Source organism: Pirellulales bacterium (assembly GCA_035546535.1).
Classification (GTDB): Bacteria; Planctomycetota; Planctomycetia; order Pirellulales; family JACPPG01; genus JACPPG01.
The window spans coordinates 1-16,205 of sequence record DASZWQ010000002.1 but is presented as its reverse complement, the minus strand read 5'-3'; the positions used below and the strand labels follow the sequence as shown (position 1 = coordinate 16,205).

Below are 16,205 nucleotides of genomic sequence, written 5' to 3'. Positions count from 1 at the left end.
GAAGCGGAGCAGGCGCTGACCCGCTACTTCGAGTTCTACTGCCAGCGGCGAATCCACCAGGCCCTGGGTTACCGCACACCGGCCGAGGTGTACGGCAGGACCGAAGCGCGAAAAGTTCGGCGCTCAAATCCCTGCTGAGGCAGGGTTAAAGAGGAACATCCAACGAGAACCAAACCGTCAACAGACGCTGCGGCCGCGCGAGACCCGTGAGGGGTCTCACGGGCCGCCAAGCCCAGTGACCCTACATCTTATCCAAGCCCAAAAACTGTCCAACAATTGGGGTCCACGTTATTGTGCCAAAGTTCTGACTGTCGAACGACAGAAACGAGGGGCAAAATTGACGGTCGAGCGCCAGAATTCATCGACTGAAGAGAATCAGGTCACAAACGCGGGTTTCCGGTCTATCGCACGAATCCGAGCGTACCGACGACCAATGGAATGACAACGCGGTCCCGACGGATTCACGTGCCGGGTGGCAATGGCGCCGTGATCGTCGATAACAGCACTGGCGAGATCAAAGGAATCGGTGGGATGGGCTTTTGGTGGCAGGAAGAAGTCGATCCCGACCGCTTCGTCAAAATGTTCCTAGAGGGTATCAAGCAGGCAGCCGGGCTGTCCAAGCGCGGTATTCAGGTATTCGAGTTGGTCTACCTGCAAATGCGAGCGAACCCCGGATCGGATGAAATCCAGTTGAATCTCGACGTGGCCAGGGACCACGGCATCAACGACCGATCGTATCAGCGCGGAGTGCGGGAGCTGCTTGAGAAGGAGTTTCTCTTCCGCAGCCCCAGCGATGGCGTCTATTTCGTGAACATCCGGTTCATGTTCAATGGCGATCGGTTGGCATTCGTCAGGTCGTACCACTTGAAGGATACGTCACGCCAGGGTGAGCTTCCATTGCCCCAAACGCGCGCCCTCGCCGCCCCCATTGACGACACCGATTCGACAATCAGTTGAGATAGCCGTTGGAACGGAGCCACGGCTCGATGATCCTGCCGGCGGCGTGCTCGGCATTCCAAGGCTTGAGCCAGGGCCTTGTGCCCGCCTCAAGCTGCTCGACGATGCGGTTGGTGACGGTGGTGTAGATGTCTGGCCGTGCGGCCTTGTCGGTGGCGGTAGCCATTGCTGAAACTCCTCCCTCTGAGATTGAAAAACCCGGTGCATCAAAAGCACATTGCTTTTGGGCAACGGGGGCGAATGCCCGAAAGCAAAGGGGGAGGGCAGTCAAGAACTGCCGCTGTGGAAGGCGCCCGCCTGCACAAGCGAAGCGCGGAAGGTGGGAAGGAGTCCGCACGCGGCAGCGTGGCCCCGATTCTTGAGGGCCCGGGGGATGTGCCCCCCTAGTACGCGAGCGCCAAGAATCAGTCTTCGGTCACCGCGAGGTGAACACTGGAGGCCGAAGGCCAACGCACCATGCGGGCGGAAGCGGAAGTCCGGAAGGACCGCAGCGAAGCGAAGCGCGAGAGCACGCGGTCGCCGAAAGGCGAGGTGCCATGCATGGTACAGAAAATGAGTTTGCGAATCACAGTACTGAACTAGGACGATAGCAATAAAGTCTTGATTGGATCGGAGATGAATGGAAACAGGTTGAGAGCCATAGACAGGTTGCGCGACGAAGTCATGCAGATTGCCGAATCAATCACCAGGTCGCGCAGGGAAAGAACCAAATCGGTGCTTCTCTCGGGACAATGCCAAGCCATGCGGGCGGCCTTAAGATGGGTACCTCCAACCCGAAGCAGTATTAGAAGCGGCGGATCGAGGGAAACGGCCCAGGAGAGGCCAACGGAACCGAGAGATAATTACTGACCTCTTGCGGAGGGGAAATACTGTACGTGAAATTGCTACTCAGGTCGGCTGCTGCCGTCAAACCGTTCGCAATATTCGGACATAACTTAGGAACGCAGGATGACTTAAGCCACAAACGTGCCTAGAAGAATCGTCCAGCGGGTTCGATTCCCAACGCCCCACGATCAGAGTCGTGGGGTCTGCGCGCTCGCTGGCTCTACTGTTGGCGTTCGTGTTTTGCTGACTGTCGGATCGATGTGTGGGCCGCCGAAAGAAGTCTGACGACCTATTTATTCGTCGGGGCGCTTCCGACTACATTCGCGCGGCAACGGCGCGGAGTTCACGGCGCACCTGGTTCGCAAATGGCTCATGCGAGTGGGCGCGCGAACGCTGTATATCGAGGCGGGAAGCCCTTGGGAAAACGGCTGCATCGAAAGCTTCAACGGGAGCTGCGAGACGAGTTGCTCGAACGGGAGATCTTCGACACGCCGGCGGTGCCCTTCTCAACGATCAGGCTTAGCCGGCAGCGCGCGGGGAAGGTGAGGAGGATTCAAGTAGGACTCGACCGAAGACGGTCGCAGGACTCGCTCCAGTACTCGCGTGCTGAGCTGTTGGAACCGCGCGTTGGCGCGGTCGCGCGGTCGCGGCAAATCGACTGGGAACTCGTCACGGATCGTTCCGTGTTCCAGAATGATAACCCGGTCGGCCAGCGTCACAGCTTCCTCGATATCGTGCGTTACCAGTACCGTCGTGCAGGGATGCTGCTCCCATAGTGAATAAATCAGTTGCTGCATCTCGATGCGAGTCAGAGCATCGAGCGCTCCGAGTGGTTCGTCCAACAAAAGCAGCGGCGGACGGCCAATCAAGGCCCGTGCCAGCGCCACGCGCTGACGCTGCCCGCCGGAAAGAGTGGCGGGCCAGTCCCGCGCGCGTTCGGCCAATTGCACGGATTCGAGTGCCTGCTGGACCCCGATCGGATTTTTGTCAGCCGTGGCCAGCGCAACATTATCGGCAACTCGTAGCCAGGGGAGCAGGCGAGCGTCTTGGAACATCATCCTCGCGCGGGGATTCACGCCGCTGAGGATAGTTCCATCGACATACACGCGACCCGATGAAGGACTAATCAATCCCGCGATCAATCGCAACAACGTGCTCTTGCCGCATCCGCTGCGACCGACCAGCGCGACGAACTCCTGACGGCCAATGAATAAATCGATATCACGAAGGACTGCGCGTGGGCCGAACGATTTTGCCACACTCACCAGGCTAACGTCGGCAGCCTGATTTACATGGCTGTTGTCGCCGAGCGCTTCGGCACGTAGCGGCAATATGGACGCTGCCTCGTCGGGCATGAAAGTCTGTTTGCTCACGTGGCACCTGCCGCGAGACTAGGCGCATGTCCGATCGGCTCACCATTCAACGGGCGCCACGGAACAACCCGTTGATCAAGCCACCGTACAAAGCTATCGGAGAGTTTGCCCAAGAGCGCGTAGATCACGATCGACAATAGAACGATATCCGTCTGCATAAACTCGCGGGCATTCATCGCCAGGTAGCCAAGGCCTGCCTGCGAGGAAATCGTCTCGGCGACTATCAGCGTCAACCACATCGTCCCCAGGCCCAAGCGCAAGCCAACGAGGATAGAGGGCAAGGCACCAGGGATTACAATCTTGCACAAAAAGACGCCCCGGCGGACGCCATACATATGCGCCATTTCGACGAGGCCGGCGTCGATCGATCGGACACCATGGTAGGTGTTGATATACATCGGAAAGAATACGCCCAGCGCAATCAGGAACAATTTTGCTTGTTCATCGATGCCAAACCACAGAATCACGAGTGGGATGAGGGCCAAATGCGGAATCGTTCGAACCATCTGTACCGAGGTGTCGAGAAAACGGTCGGCCAGCGGTGACAAACCAGTGAGCAGCCCAAATGCCATGCCCAAAGTTCCGCCGATCAAGAATCCTGCCAGCGCCCGCGCCGTGCTGATGCCTAAATGCTTTGGCAACTGACCGTTGGCGGTTAACTGCGCGCCGGCCCGCACGACGGCTGAAGGTGCAGGCAGATAGCGTGCCGAGATCCAACCGATCTGGCATCCCGTCTGCCAGCCAGCAAGCAGCAGAAGCGGCAAAAGCCAGGGCACGAGCGCCACGGCAAGTTTTCTCGTCGTATGTTGCATGGCTAGCTGACAGCCCGTTCTGTTTTATGGGGGCCGCGTGCGTGGTGGAGGTTGCCGATGATCTCGCCACGCGCCTCTGTAACCTGTGGCGCCAAAACGCCGGAAGTGATCGACAGGGGCAACTGCGGAAAAAGCAATTCGGCAACGCGATACGCTTCTTCCAGGTGCGGGTACCCAGAGCAAATGAACGTGTCAATGCCGAGATCGGCGTACTCTTGCATTCGCTCGGCAACAATCGCAGGATCACCAACGAGTGCCGTGCCGGCGCCGCCGCGCAGCAGCCCTACGCCGGCCCACAAGTTCGGGCTGACTTCCAGTTTGTCACGACGGCCGCCATGCAGACTGCGCATGCGCTGTTGTCCGATCGAATCGTGCTGGGCGAGCGCCTTTTGTGCGGCGGCGATCGCCTCGTCATCGGCGTAGCGGATGAGATCGTCGGCGGCGCGCCAGGCCTCTTCAGTCGTTTCGCGCACGATCAGGTGCAAGCGAATTCCAAACCGTATCGTTCGACCTTGTCGCTCAGCCGCCTCGCGCACCACGGCAATCTTCGCGGCCACGTCCGCCGGCGGCTCACCCCACGTCAAGTAGACGTCGACATGCTTCGCCGCGATGTCGATTGCCGCATCCGAGGAACCGCCAAAATAGAGCGGTGGATAGGGCTTTTGCAACGCGGGGAACAAGAGCTTGGTTCCCTTCACCTGCAGATACTCGCCGGTGAAGTCTTCTTCAACTCCTGAAAGCATATTGCGCCAGACGGTAAGGAATTCGTCGGTAAGTCGATAGCGTGCGTCGTGGCTGAGATGCATGCCATCGCCCGCCATTTCCGCCGGATCGCCGCCGGTGACGATATTGATCAGTACCCGCCCGCCCGAAAGTCGATCGAATGTGGCCGCCATCCTCGTCGCGACGCCGGGCGAAACCAGGCCAGGTCGCAGCGCGACGAGGAATTTCATGCGGCTCGTCGAGGAAATCAACGACGACGAAATCACCCAGGCATCTTCGCACGACCGGCCGGTCGGCAGCAAAGCGCCGCGAAAACCGAGATCGTCGATAGCCCGGGCGATCTGCTGCAGGTAAGGGAGCGTGACGGCGCGGCCGCCGATGCTCGTCCCCAGGTAGCGCCCATCACCGTGTGTCGGCAGGAACCAGAACATTTCCATGCGACGAGCCCTCCCACATTCGTAAAGGAGTCCACACCACTTCGGATACGTTGATTGGTCGCGGAATCAAGCCGATCCGCGCCATGATGTCGGCTACTTCTTGCTGGGCGGCCGCGATATTGGCATCGACCGGCATCACGCCATACCGGCGGCGGCGCTCGGCTAGATCGATCGTCGCGACTTCCATTCCCAGCGTTTCGGCAAGGAATTCGATGCTCGCTTGTTGGTTCTCTTCGACCCAGTGGCTAGTCGAGGCCAGTTCTTCGACGATCGCTTGCAATACTTCAGCGTGTTCGCTGGCGAGACTGGCGGTCGCGAGATAATAGCCGCGGTTGCCGACCAGGCCTGTGCCGTCGATCAGTACGCGGCATGAGCCCGCCCGCTCAACCGCAGCATAGTACGGATCCCAAATCACCCAAGCGTCGACGCTCTTACTCTCGAAAGCGGCTCGGGCATCGGCTGGAGGTAGGAAGACCGGTTGCACTTCGTCGTACGATACACCCGCGGCCTCGAGCGCCTTGGCCAGCAAGTGGTGAACGTTCGAGCCCTTATTCAGGGCGACGCGCTTACCTCTCAGGTCCGCAACCCGTTCGATCGGCGAATCGGCCGGTACAAGGATCGCTTCGGAGCGAGGACTTTCTTCCTCGCAGGCCGAATAGACCAAGGGCACGCCTGCCGCTTGTGCGAAGACTGGTGGTGTTTCTCCGGCGTGGCCGAAATCGACCCCGCCAACGTTCAATGCCTCCAGTAGCTGCGGGCCGGCGGGAAATTCTTTAAAGACAATCTTTACGCTCGGGCCAAGTCGTTCCTGCAATCGGCCGTTAGCGCGGAGCAGATTTAGAAGCAGGCTCGACTTCTGGCAACCGATGCGCAGGGTAAACACCCCAGTCGCCGATGCACCGTCGCCCGTATCGGTATTTGCGGCGCCCGCGCCGCCGCAACCCGCCGCTAGCAACAGCGGTAGCACGAACAGGCAGAGTCCAACGACGAGGCAATACCGTCTGAGCACGGTGCGTCCTGCAGGTTTGGAGCCGATCGCGGCGGACTGAAAAGTGAGGCCGCGAAATGAGATAAGTTCAGTTAACCGATCATCCTAATGATCTATGCTCCCCCGCGTCAAGCAGAATGTTGCGGTGAATTTATCCATCTGGTATGTAATGGTTTGCGATTTTATGGTCCTGCAGAGGCTTGACAAGATCACTATGATGATTATCTTTGTCATGTTGTCGGCAACTCGCCAGCCGCTTCGCCATTTATTTCTCTACTAGCTGCGTCGCTGACTGGACCCTCCGGAGGCACGCTGCGCAGACCCTACGGGTCACGCATGCCGGCCTGCAGGCGGTATCAGTCGGTCCACAGCGCGCACCTCTTGCGCGACGCGTTTGCCCGACTCGATTTGTTTCCGCCTCGCGGAACGGCTGTTAGGGGCGTGCCCGTCTTTTGCTGGAACAGCTGTGTCGATCCGCCTTGCTCGCTGGCGGTTTGCGCATTCTGCTCGTCCTAGAAAGGATATCGCATGCGCTTGATCAATCTTCCTGGAATCGATGCTCCCCAAGGCCGCTGGATTAGTCTGTCGCCGCAACGACGGTTTGTTTGCGACTTGATGCGCTACGCGAAGCGCGTTCCGAGCGTGCCGTCGCAGCGGCGAATGCGGTTGGCAGAGTTGATCACAGCGAGGCGATCGCGGACGAATCGCATCAGCTGGTGCGCGATTTTCGTCAAGGCGTTCGCGATCGTGGCCGCGGAACGTCCCGAACTGCGCCGCGCCTACATGCCCTACATTTGCCCGCACCTGTACGAACATCCGTTCAACGTCGCAAGCTTCAGTCTCGAGCGGGCGTATCGAGGCGAGGAAGGGGTCTTTTTTGCCAAGATTCGGCAGCCGGAACTGCTTAGTCTGGAAGAGCTGGATGCTCTGGTCCGGCATCACAAACAGGCCCCCGTCGAAAGTATCCCGGCCTTCAAGCAAGCTTTGCTGCTGAGTCGTTTGCCGGCGCCTCTACGTCGATTGGGATGGTGGCTGGGCCTGAACAGCGATGGCGGTTACCGGGCACACTTCTTTGGAACATTTGCCGTGAGCGCCGCCGCCTCGCAAGGTGCCGCCGGATTGCACATCTTGTCGCCGCTCACGACGACCTTGAACTACGGAACGTTCGAAGCCGACGGTTCGATCGATGTGCGCTTGACCTACGATCATCGAGTGCTCGACGGCGCACCGATCGCTCGGGCACTGACGGCGTTGGAGAACGTGCTGCGCGGCGAGATTCTCGGAGAATTGGGCAGCGCCAGTGGGGCGCACGCCCGCCAGCCCGAAGCAGCGGTGGCTTGCTGAGATGCGGTCGGCTTCTTCAGCAGAAATTGCCACTCACGATGATCCGCACGCCCGATTTCTCAAAGCAGATATTGACAGAACGCCGATAAGCGTAATAATCGCAATTCGATCGACTTGCTGAACATTCAATCGAATGACGGCAATCGTACAGTATTCACAATTCGTGCGTAGCTGACTGGATCGACCGGAGGCGAGCGCTCCCCTATCAGGTGAGTAGCACCATGCCTCGTGCAGTTACGGTTCGCGGGCCCTGGGTTCTTGATCAGTCCTTCTCGCGCCGCGTGCAAATGCGCGGCATCCATCGTTCGACATCTCCAGAGGCGATTGCGCATACGCGCCAGGTGTTGCGGCCCCGTGCGCCGCTGGCACGACGTCAGGTTGCTCTTGCGGTACAGGCCATCCGCCAGGCTTGCCTCTTGTTCGCGATGCTCATGGTGCAGCGCCCCTTCCCTGTCTCGGCCGCGGCCGCCGAAGCATCGCCGGAGGAGGTGGCAGCCGGCGAGTTTTTCGAGAAGAAGATCAGACCGCTGTTGGCCGACAATTGCTACAACTGCCACTCGGCCAGCACCAACTCGCAGGGCGGTTTGCGGATCGACGATCGCAATGGGCTGCTCGCGGGCGGCGGTCGCGGGCCGGCGATCATCCCCGGCAATGCCGCGGAAAGTTTGCTTATCCGCGCGGTTCGCCAAACCGACGACGAGCTGCGCATGCCGCCGAAAAAGCAGCTTTCCGAAGAACAAATCGCCGACTTGGAGAAATGGATCAACGACGGCGCGGTTTGGCCGGGCACGTACGTTTACGTCGAGACGAACACTCCGAATCCCGAGTACGACCAATTGCGAAAGACGCATTGGGCATGGCAGCCGGTGCGCGATCCGGCGGTACCGGTCGTGGCGGACCCCGCCTGGTCTCGCGATCCGGTCGATGCCTTCGTCCACGCCAAACTCGAAGAACAACATCTCATCGCCGCACCCGAGGCGGATCGGCGCACACTGATCCGGCGCGTCACCTATGATTTGACCGGTTTGCCGCCGACGCCGCAGGAGGTCGATGCATTTCTCTGGGACGGTTCGCCGACGGCTTACGAAGAGCTGATCGATCGCCTGCTGGCTTCGCCGGCCTTTGGCGAGCGCTGGGGTCGGCATTGGCTCGACGTGGCACGTTACGGCGAATCGACAGGCTCATCGCGAAATCTTCCCTATCCCCACGCCTGGCGCTATCGTGACTATGTCATCGCTGCTTTCAACAAAGACAAGCCGTACGATCAGTTTGTGCGCGAGCAAATTGCGGGCGATCTGCTTCCCGCAGATTCGCAAGCACAGCGCGACGAGCAACTGATCGCAACTGGATTTTTGGCGCTCGGCGTCAAGGACGTGAACCAGCGCTACAAGGTCCGCTTCGTCATGGACAACATCGACGAGCAGATCGACACGATGAGTCGATCGATCCTGGCCGTAACGGCCAGCTGCGCCCGGTGCCATGACCACAAATTCGATCCCATTCCCACGACGGACTATTACGCCCTGGCGGGCATCTTTCATAGCACGGATCTCTGCGCCGGCTTGCGCAACAAGATGGGGGGCGGCGGACTCGATTACTACGACGCGCAGATGCTGCTGCACGTCGGGCCCGAACCGACTCCAGATCCTGGCGCAGCCAAGAAGATCGAGGAAGCGAAGCAGGCCGCCGCTGCGGCACGTACTGAATTCGAGGCGTTGCGTGGCAAGCCGGAGGGAGATGAGCCGGGGCCTGATGGTCGGCCAAAGCGGGCGATCGCGCGTCAGAAGATGCGCCGATTGCAACTCGAAGTAATGGCCATGACCGATCCCATCGCGCTCGGGCAAGCGGCAGCGCTGGGCGTGCGCGACGCTCAGACAGTGGGCGACACCGAGATTCGCGTGCGCGGAGAGGCCGAGAAACTTGGCCCGAAAGTGCCGCGCGGCTTTTTGAGCGCCGTCAGCTTTGCCGAGGCGCCGGCAATTAATCCCGCGCAAAGTGGCCGGCTTGAATTGGCCGCGTGGCTCACGAGTCCGCAAAACCCGCTCACCGCGCGCGTGATCGTGAATCGTGTTTGGCAGCACCTGTTCGGGCGGGGACTGGTCAAGAGTGTGGACAACTTCGGTGTCACCGGCGATGTGCCGACACATCCGGAATTGTTGGATCATCTGGCGGCGCGATTTGTCCGTGAAGGATGGTCCATGAAGAAGCTGGTACGCGAGCTGGTGCTCTCGCGCACCTACCGGCTCAGCTCTGATACCGTGCCGGCGAATACCGCCGTGGATCCCACGGGCCGCTTTCTCTGGCGGCACGTCCCGCGGCGCCTCGCGGCCGAAGAAATCCGCGATTCGATCCTGGCCCTTAGCGGCCAACTGAATACGACGCCCACAGAGGGTTCTCCAGCGCAAGAGCTGAAAGTGGTCGAGCTGCGCAATAACGGTCCCGAGGCGAGACACCTGGCCGACGCGGTGGCAAAGGATCTGCATCGCAGCGTGTATTTGCCGCTGTTGCGAGACCTGGCCCCATCGTCGCTAAGCGTTTTCGATTTTGCGGAACAAGGAATGGTCACCGGCCATCGCGACACTACGACGGTAGCTCCGCAATCGTTGTACATGCTCAACGATCCTTTTGTGCGACGCCAGGCGCTGGCACTGGCCGAGCGGCTTCTTGCCCGTAACGATCTCGACGACGCCGCGCGCGTTGATTGGGCGTATCGGTTAGCGGTGGGGCGCGCGGCAACGCACGAGGAAGTCATCCGCACGCAGCGTTATCTCGCGGATTACTCCGTCGCGGCAAAAGAGCATTTAGCTCAGGCTCGGCCGGTCACCGCCGCACCAACGACCGACGTTGCGGCCGCGCCGGCTAAACCAGCGCCCGCCAATCCGGACGAGGCCGATCAATCGGACGAACCGGTCGTCGAAGACATCGTTCAGGCGGCGGATGAGAATGTCGCGGCTTGGGCCAGTTTTTGTCAGGCGCTTTTCGGCTCGGCGGAATTTCGATATTTGAAATAATCGCGCCCGTGCCGCGGCGCTACAGTGTGCTTTCCGTCATTTATCTATCCATTACCAGGTGCTTGTCATGGTAGATCGTTGCTTTTGGTCCGCAGGCAGCCACACGGGAATGAATCGTCGCCAGGCTTTGCGCACCGCTAGCATCGGCCTGGGCTATTTGGCGTTGGCCAGCATGCTGGACGAAGGTCGTGGTTCGGCAGCCCGCGCCGCGACCAACGTCTCTCCGGGGCCGCTTGCTCCGAAGCAATCGCATTTCCCCGCCAAGGCCAAGCGGATCATCTTCCTGTTCATGCAGGGATCGATTTCGCAAATGGATACGTGGGAATACAAGCCGCGCGTGCAGGAGGATGACGGCAACGTCGGTCCGGGCGGCGGCATCGTCACCGGCTCGAAGTTCAAGTTCGCCCAGCACGGGCAAACCGGAACCTGGGTTTCTGAGCTGTATCCGCACCTGGCCAAGCATGTTGATGACCTGTGCTTTTTGCGTGGGCTGCATACGGACACGCCGGCTCATCCCGAGGCGGTAATGCAACTGCACACCGGCGCGGCGATCGTCTCGCTGACGCGCCCCTCGATCGGCGCTTGGCTGATGTACGGCTTGGGAACCGAGAATCAGGACTTGCCCGGCTACATCACGATTAATCCGCCCCCCAATTTCGGCGGCGCGGCGAACTACGGCAGCGCCTTTTTGCCGGCGCATTTCCAGGGAACGAAGATCAACGACCAGGGCTACATGCCTAATCTCAAGGCATCCACGGCCAGATTGCTGCAGCGCAAGCAATTGGACCTGATTCAAGCGATGAATCGGGATCTGGCACACACGCCGGGCGCCCCCGACGAACTCGACGGCGTCATCCAATCTTATGAATTGGCCTTCAAGATGCAGGATCGCGTGCCCGAGCTTTTGGATTTCTCGCGCGAGCCGCAATACATCTTGAACGAATACGGTGTCAAGCCCGGGCCGGCGGGCAGCTTCGCGAGGCAGTGCTTGATGGCGCGTCGGCTGAGCGAGGCCGGCGTGCGGTTTGTCGAAGTGTGCCAGCCCGGCTGGGACCATCACAACAACCTGCACAAGGGCCTAATTGCGAATTGTGCGGCGACCGACCAGCCCGTGGCGGCATTGCTGACGGATCTGCAGCGCCGTGGCTTGCTGGAAGATACCTTGGTGCTGTTCGGCAGCGAGTTCGGGCGCATGCCGACGGCCCAGGGTCCCGATGGCCGCGATCACAATATCACCGGTTACCCAATGTGGCTCACCGGGGCCGGCGTCAAACGCGGTTTCTCCTACGGCGCCACCGACGAATTCGGCTTACACGCCGTGGAAGGGCGCATGCACACCAACGACTTGCATGCGACGCTGCTGGCATTGATGGGGCTCGATCATGAACAGTTAACCTACCGCTACGCGGGACGCGATTTCCGTTTGACCGACGTCGCCGGTAACGTGGCGTGGGACATCTTTGCCTAGCAGCCTGTTGAAAAAAGCCCTCGTGGCTTTTTTCAACCTCGCCAAGTGCGAAGAAAAGCTTCGCACGGCTCGCAAAATAACGACTTACGTCGATATTTTGCCATCGCATCCCTGCGATGTCGCAGCCCGTTGAGTTCTTCAACAGGCTGCTAGGCGATCCGCCACTGATCTTTGATCGCGCAACCGTGCCCGCTAGGTCCAAAACTGAAGGCCGAGAGTGGCATTCTGCGCGATCGCCGAAAACCATTGGACCTGTGAAAGCTTGTGGTTAGAATCGCTCGCTATATGGGCTGGGGTTATACGTGCGTCTTGGGCGAGAGTTGCAAGCTGACTCGGCAGCCCATCTGGCGGCAGACCGTGGCAATGTCATCCCAGTTGGACAGTCGCGGTCCCAGTGGCTGGGGTTAACGATCACCCCTCAGCCTGGCGGCGCATCATTTCATCATGCCAACCGCTGACGGCAATCTCTTCGGCTGTTGCGGCTCGGACGATGGTAACTTCTGCTCCGAGCATGATCGAGCCAATGTCGCGTGCTTCCATCTCGGAGGAGGCCGGCACTAAGGCATGGCCATTCCCGTTGGCGACGTAGAAGAGCATAATTGTTCACCTACCGACCGCAGCCCATGGGCCGCTTTGAACCTCAGATCCCTGATCCCTCGCCAAAAGTATCGTTGCGCACTTGGGCTTGCGCAATATTGCTGCCGGCAGCCACGCTGCGCGTAAGCCATACGTTGCCGCCGATCACCGAGCCGCGACCGATTGTGATCCGTCCCAGGATCGTAGCGTTGGCATAGATCACGACTTCGTCCTCGACGATTGGGTGCCGCGCGTTCCCCTTGGTAATGGTGCCATCCTCTTCGACCTGGAAGCGCTTAGCGCCGAGCGTTACTCCGTGGTACAGACGGACGCGCTCGCCGATGATGGCCGTCTCGCCAATCACCACGCCGGTGCCGTGGTCGATGAAAAAACTTCCTTTGATGGTGGCACCGGGGTGAATGTCGATGCCGGTCAGCGAATGCGCGATCTCGGTGATGATCCGCGCAACGAGCGGGACGCCGAGCCCGACGAGTGTGTGGGCTAGGCGGTAATGCGCGATAGCCGTTATGCCTGGATAGCAGGCCAAAATCTCGTCGACGCTACGCGCGGCGGGATCGCCTTCGTAGGCCGCGGTGATATCGGTTTCCAAGAGCGCCCGAATCGTCGGCAGTCGCTCGGCGAACTGCTGCACGATCAACACGGCCCGATCGCGCTGTTCATCGCTGGCCACGTCGTCGCCGGCGATAAATTGCAACTCGCGCAGCACTTGCCCCACGAGCTCGCGCAAGGCTTTGTCGAGCGTATGCCCGACAAAATAGTCGACGCTCTCGTTATCCAGCACATGGGAAGCGAGCCGGTTGGGAAACAACGCCGTGATCAAGTTTTCAACGACCACGGCCAGGGCCGTGCGCGACGGCAGCTTGGCCGGTTTGTCCAGCCGGTTGCGCGCCGCCAACGACGCTTGTCGCAAATCGCGCAGTTCGCCGACGATTGCCTGAATGTCCCAGTGCGAGCGTTGCGATGGTTCTGCGCGGGCCTTGGTCATCTGGCCGTCGATTCGCGTTTGGGTGCTCATCGGGCACGACCTTCGGCGTCGAATACGCCTTCGAACAGAACCGAGCTGAGATAGCGCTCGCCCGAGTCTGGCAACACCACGACAATAGTCTTGCCGGCATTTTCCGGACGCTTGGCGATGCGTACCGCGACCGCCGCTGCAGCACCGCAGGAAATGCCCGACAAAATGCCCTCTTCGAGCGCCAATCGCCTTGCGTACTCGATCGCCTCTTCGTTCGAGACTTGCTCGATGTCATCGACCAACGACACATCGAGTACCGACGGTACGAAGCCGGCGCCGATACCCTGGATTTTGTGCGGGCCAGGCTTCAAGGGCTGCCCCGCGCGCTGTTGCGTCAGCACCGGGCTGGCAGTGGGCTCGACGGCGACCGACTTGATTGGCTTGTTCTTCGTGTTCTTAATGTATCGCGACACGCCGGTGATCGTGCCACCGGTACCCACGCCGGAAACGAGGATGTCGATGACGCCCTCGGTGTCGTCCCAAATCTCGGGACCGGTCGTCTGTTCGTGGATGGCCGGATTTGCCGGATTCTTGAACTGTTGCAAGAGGACATACCGGCCCGGCGACGAGGCGACGATCTCTTCCGCCTTGGCGATCGCACCTGCCATGCCTCGCGGGCCTTCGGTCAAAACCAGCTTGGCGCCGTATGCTACGAGCAGCTTGCGGCGCTCGAGACTCATCGTCTCGGGCATCGTCAGCGTCAGAGGAATGTTGCGGGCCGCGGCGACAAAGGCCAAAGCGATGCCCGTGTTGCCGCTAGTGGGCTCAACGAGTTCCTTGCCCGGTCCCAACAGCCCGCGCTTCTCGGCGTCCCAGATCATGGCAGCGCCGATGCGGCACTTGACTGAGTAGGCAGGATTGCGGCCTTCAATCTTGGCAAGGATTGTGGCGTTCGCGCCGTCAGTCACGCGGCGCAATTGAACGAGCGGGGTACGGCCGATGGAAAGCGAGTTGTCTTGGTACCAATGCGGCATGAGAAATCCTAGAGAATTAAGAGGAAGCTCGGTCGAGTCTGCCAATAAAAAAAGACCAGCGCCTTCGATTCGATAGCACTGGCCTCCGGTGGACCGGTCAGCTAGTTGGACAATCAGAAATATAGTGCTGTGTGAGCTGAATTCGCAAGTTCCTAAGGCTATCCGTCGACGGCATGGTAGTTGCGGAAATGCTTCGTAACAAAGGGGCGAACTCGATCAGGCAACGAGCAAGAAGCCCAAAGGGAATCGAGCAAATAACCCGGCGGCCCAGCCCTTTGGGCAGTCGGGCGACAACGAGGGTCGGAGCCACCGGCTGACCGCGAAAATCCAGAGCGCGATCCTGGTTCGCTCGATGAAGAGACGTTAACGCCGAACGCCCCGTACAACAAGACATACGGCGGCCGCAGACCAGGCGAGCCACGACGTCCGACTACTACAGAAGAAAAGTCGGAAGCGACCTAATTTGTCGACGGCACCTTACCCGTCACGAGGGCGTCACACGCTGCACGCGACGGGGCGACGATTCCAGGGCATGCGAGCCAGCATCATTCCCATGCCGCAAGTGTCGGTTATCCCCGCAAAAACTAGCCCTGCACCTATAAATGCCGACAAGCCAATGAATGCCGGATGGACCAAGAGGCTCAACGCGACACCGGCCAAAACAAGCGAGCCCGCGGCGATACGCACTTGGCGTTCTAGAGACATCGCCGCTTTTCCATGAATTAGCGGCAAACCGGCTTGCTCGCACGCTTGAGTTCCGCCATCCACACTTACGACGTTGGTAAATCCGGCCTGCTGCAGCTTCTCGCAGGCCTTCTTGCTGCGGGTACCCCCCTGGCAGATGAAGTAGACCGGTTCGTTCGATCCGGCCGACCCCATGACCGCCGACGGATCGAGTTGGTCGAGCGGAACGTTTTGTGCGAATTCGAGATGCGCGTTTTGAAACTCAGCCGGTGTGCGGACATCAATGAGGCGGAGAGACTTATTTTCCGCGTGCCGGCGGGCCAAGGCATTCGGCGAGATGGTTGCAATGCTCACGTCTTTGGATCCTTGCCAGTTTTGATGTTTTCGCGGCGAGTCAATTTTGGGCGGACGGCTTTGCTGAATAGTACGCATTACATCGCGCGGCGATCAACTTCGGCGCAGGCGCTTCCCCAGTGGCGAAGGCGGGCGCGGGAGGTCTCCCCTATTTATCGATCAACTCGGCAAAATCGAAATTCTCTCATCAAGCTTCTTTTCGATTGCCGTGAAAATCGGTAAGTTGGCGTGACTTTGCGGCCGATGGATTGGCTTGGGCGCTTTTCTCGCGGCTGACCGGACAACCGGAGGCTCTGGCCGCGCCCAGCGTTTTCGGTCCCTCTGCGCGGCGCTGTCAACGCGCGTCGCAGGGGGCCGAGCGTACGGTCAATCTCAGCCGAGACTCCGCGTTGATCAATAGCTTCAAGGGATTGCTGCTGTGAACGCGTTACGTCCGCGCCGGGCGTCGGCTCTTCTAGTTAACCAATAGGGATTTATCGAGACGGCCATGTCAGACTCCACCTTGCAGCGTAGTGTAACGACAGCGGTCGCGAAGAACCTGGCGACGACGACGAAGACATCACCGAAGATGATGTCGATCACGCCGCGTTGGCTTCTTAGCCTTCTGCCATGGGTGAACGTTCATGGCGGTACATACCGGGTG

13 protein-coding genes and 2 pseudogenes are annotated in these 16,205 nt (G+C 59.9%); 6 read left to right on the top strand and 9 right to left on the bottom strand.

All coding sequences use genetic code 11. The features are described from left to right. Both VHD36_00230 and VHD36_00225 read left to right on the top strand, forming a co-directional pair. Positions 1 to 93, top strand: a pseudogene (locus tag VHD36_00230) (integrase core domain-containing protein). A 393-nt stretch (positions 94 to 486) separates the two neighbouring features. Beyond that, the gene (locus tag VHD36_00225; protein ID HVU85718.1) at positions 487 to 957 is read left to right on the top strand and encodes a hypothetical protein; all 471 of its coding nucleotides are present in this window, start codon (positions 487 to 489) and stop codon (positions 955 to 957) included. On the opposite strand, the gene VHD36_00220 is transcribed toward VHD36_00225, so the two are convergent. Beyond that, positions 950 to 1,123, bottom strand: coding sequence for an ArdC-like ssDNA-binding domain-containing protein (locus VHD36_00220; protein ID HVU85717.1), 174 nt, complete (start codon positions 1,121 to 1,123; stop codon positions 950 to 952). The genes VHD36_00225 and VHD36_00220 overlap by 8 nt on opposite strands. Positions 1,124 to 2,068: 945 nt before the next feature. Here VHD36_00220 and VHD36_00215 point away from each other — a divergent pair. Continuing rightward, positions 2,069 to 2,267 (top strand): annotated as a pseudogene (locus VHD36_00215) (integrase core domain-containing protein). A gap of 21 nt (positions 2,268 to 2,288) precedes the next feature. Here VHD36_00215 and VHD36_00210 read toward each other — a convergent pair. From VHD36_00210 to VHD36_00195, 4 genes are read right to left on the bottom strand one after another with little or no spacing between them, the layout of a single operon-like run. Further along, positions 2,289 to 3,155 carry an ATP-binding cassette domain-containing protein gene (locus tag VHD36_00210; GenBank protein ID HVU85716.1) on the bottom strand — a complete coding sequence of 289 codons (867 nt, stop codon included), beginning with the start codon at positions 3,153 to 3,155 and terminating at the stop codon, positions 2,289 to 2,291. Next, the gene (locus VHD36_00205; protein ID HVU85715.1) at positions 3,152 to 3,967 is read right to left on the bottom strand and encodes an ABC transporter permease subunit; all 816 of its coding nucleotides are present in this window, start codon (positions 3,965 to 3,967) and stop codon (positions 3,152 to 3,154) included. Before VHD36_00205 ends, VHD36_00210 begins: the two co-directional genes overlap by 4 nt. 2 nt (positions 3,968 to 3,969) lie before the next feature. Then, positions 3,970 to 5,127: an FMNH2-dependent alkanesulfonate monooxygenase gene (gene ssuD / locus VHD36_00200; protein HVU85714.1), complete on the bottom strand. Its 1,158-nt coding sequence runs from the start codon at positions 5,125 to 5,127 to the stop codon at positions 3,970 to 3,972. Further along, positions 5,093 to 6,136: a sulfonate ABC transporter substrate-binding protein gene (locus tag VHD36_00195; GenBank protein ID HVU85713.1), complete on the bottom strand. Its 1,044-nt coding sequence runs from the start codon at positions 6,134 to 6,136 to the stop codon at positions 5,093 to 5,095. Before VHD36_00195 ends, ssuD begins: the two co-directional genes overlap by 35 nt. Before the next feature lie 507 nt (positions 6,137 to 6,643). Between VHD36_00195 and VHD36_00190 the strand changes: the two genes are divergently transcribed. The 3 genes from VHD36_00190 to VHD36_00180 all read left to right on the top strand — a co-directional run bounded on the left by VHD36_00190 (position 6,644) and on the right by VHD36_00180 (position 11,938). Beyond that, the gene (locus VHD36_00190; protein HVU85712.1) at positions 6,644 to 7,459 is read left to right on the top strand and encodes a hypothetical protein; all 816 of its coding nucleotides are present in this window, start codon (positions 6,644 to 6,646) and stop codon (positions 7,457 to 7,459) included. A 221-nt stretch (positions 7,460 to 7,680) separates the two neighbouring features. Then, the gene (locus VHD36_00185) at positions 7,681 to 10,470 is read left to right on the top strand and encodes a PSD1 and planctomycete cytochrome C domain-containing protein (protein ID HVU85711.1); all 2,790 of its coding nucleotides are present in this window, start codon (positions 7,681 to 7,683) and stop codon (positions 10,468 to 10,470) included. Positions 10,471 to 10,579: 109 nt separating this feature from the next. Beyond that, on the top strand, positions 10,580 to 11,938 hold the full coding sequence (locus VHD36_00180; protein ID HVU85710.1) for a DUF1501 domain-containing protein: 1,359 nt from the start codon (positions 10,580 to 10,582) through the stop codon (positions 11,936 to 11,938). 411 nt (positions 11,939 to 12,349) lie between these two features. Here the strand turns inward: VHD36_00180 and VHD36_00175 are convergent, their stop codons facing one another. The 4 genes from VHD36_00175 to VHD36_00160 form a co-directional block, all read right to left on the bottom strand. Beyond that, the gene (locus VHD36_00175; protein ID HVU85709.1) at positions 12,350 to 12,535 is read right to left on the bottom strand and encodes a hypothetical protein; all 186 of its coding nucleotides are present in this window, start codon (positions 12,533 to 12,535) and stop codon (positions 12,350 to 12,352) included. Positions 12,536 to 12,578: 43 nt separating this feature from the next. Next, positions 12,579 to 13,550 (bottom strand): serine O-acetyltransferase EpsC, encoded by a 972-nt coding sequence (gene epsC, locus VHD36_00170; GenBank protein ID HVU85708.1) that lies wholly within the window; start codon positions 13,548 to 13,550, stop codon positions 12,579 to 12,581. Then, positions 13,547 to 14,524: a cysteine synthase A gene (gene cysK, locus VHD36_00165; protein ID HVU85707.1), complete on the bottom strand. Its 978-nt coding sequence runs from the start codon at positions 14,522 to 14,524 to the stop codon at positions 13,547 to 13,549. Before cysK ends, epsC begins: the two co-directional genes overlap by 4 nt. A 495-nt stretch (positions 14,525 to 15,019) precedes the next feature. After that, the gene (locus VHD36_00160; GenBank protein ID HVU85706.1) at positions 15,020 to 15,640 is read right to left on the bottom strand and encodes a rhodanese-like domain-containing protein; all 621 of its coding nucleotides are present in this window, start codon (positions 15,638 to 15,640) and stop codon (positions 15,020 to 15,022) included. Positions 15,641 to 16,205 lie beyond the last annotated feature (565 nt).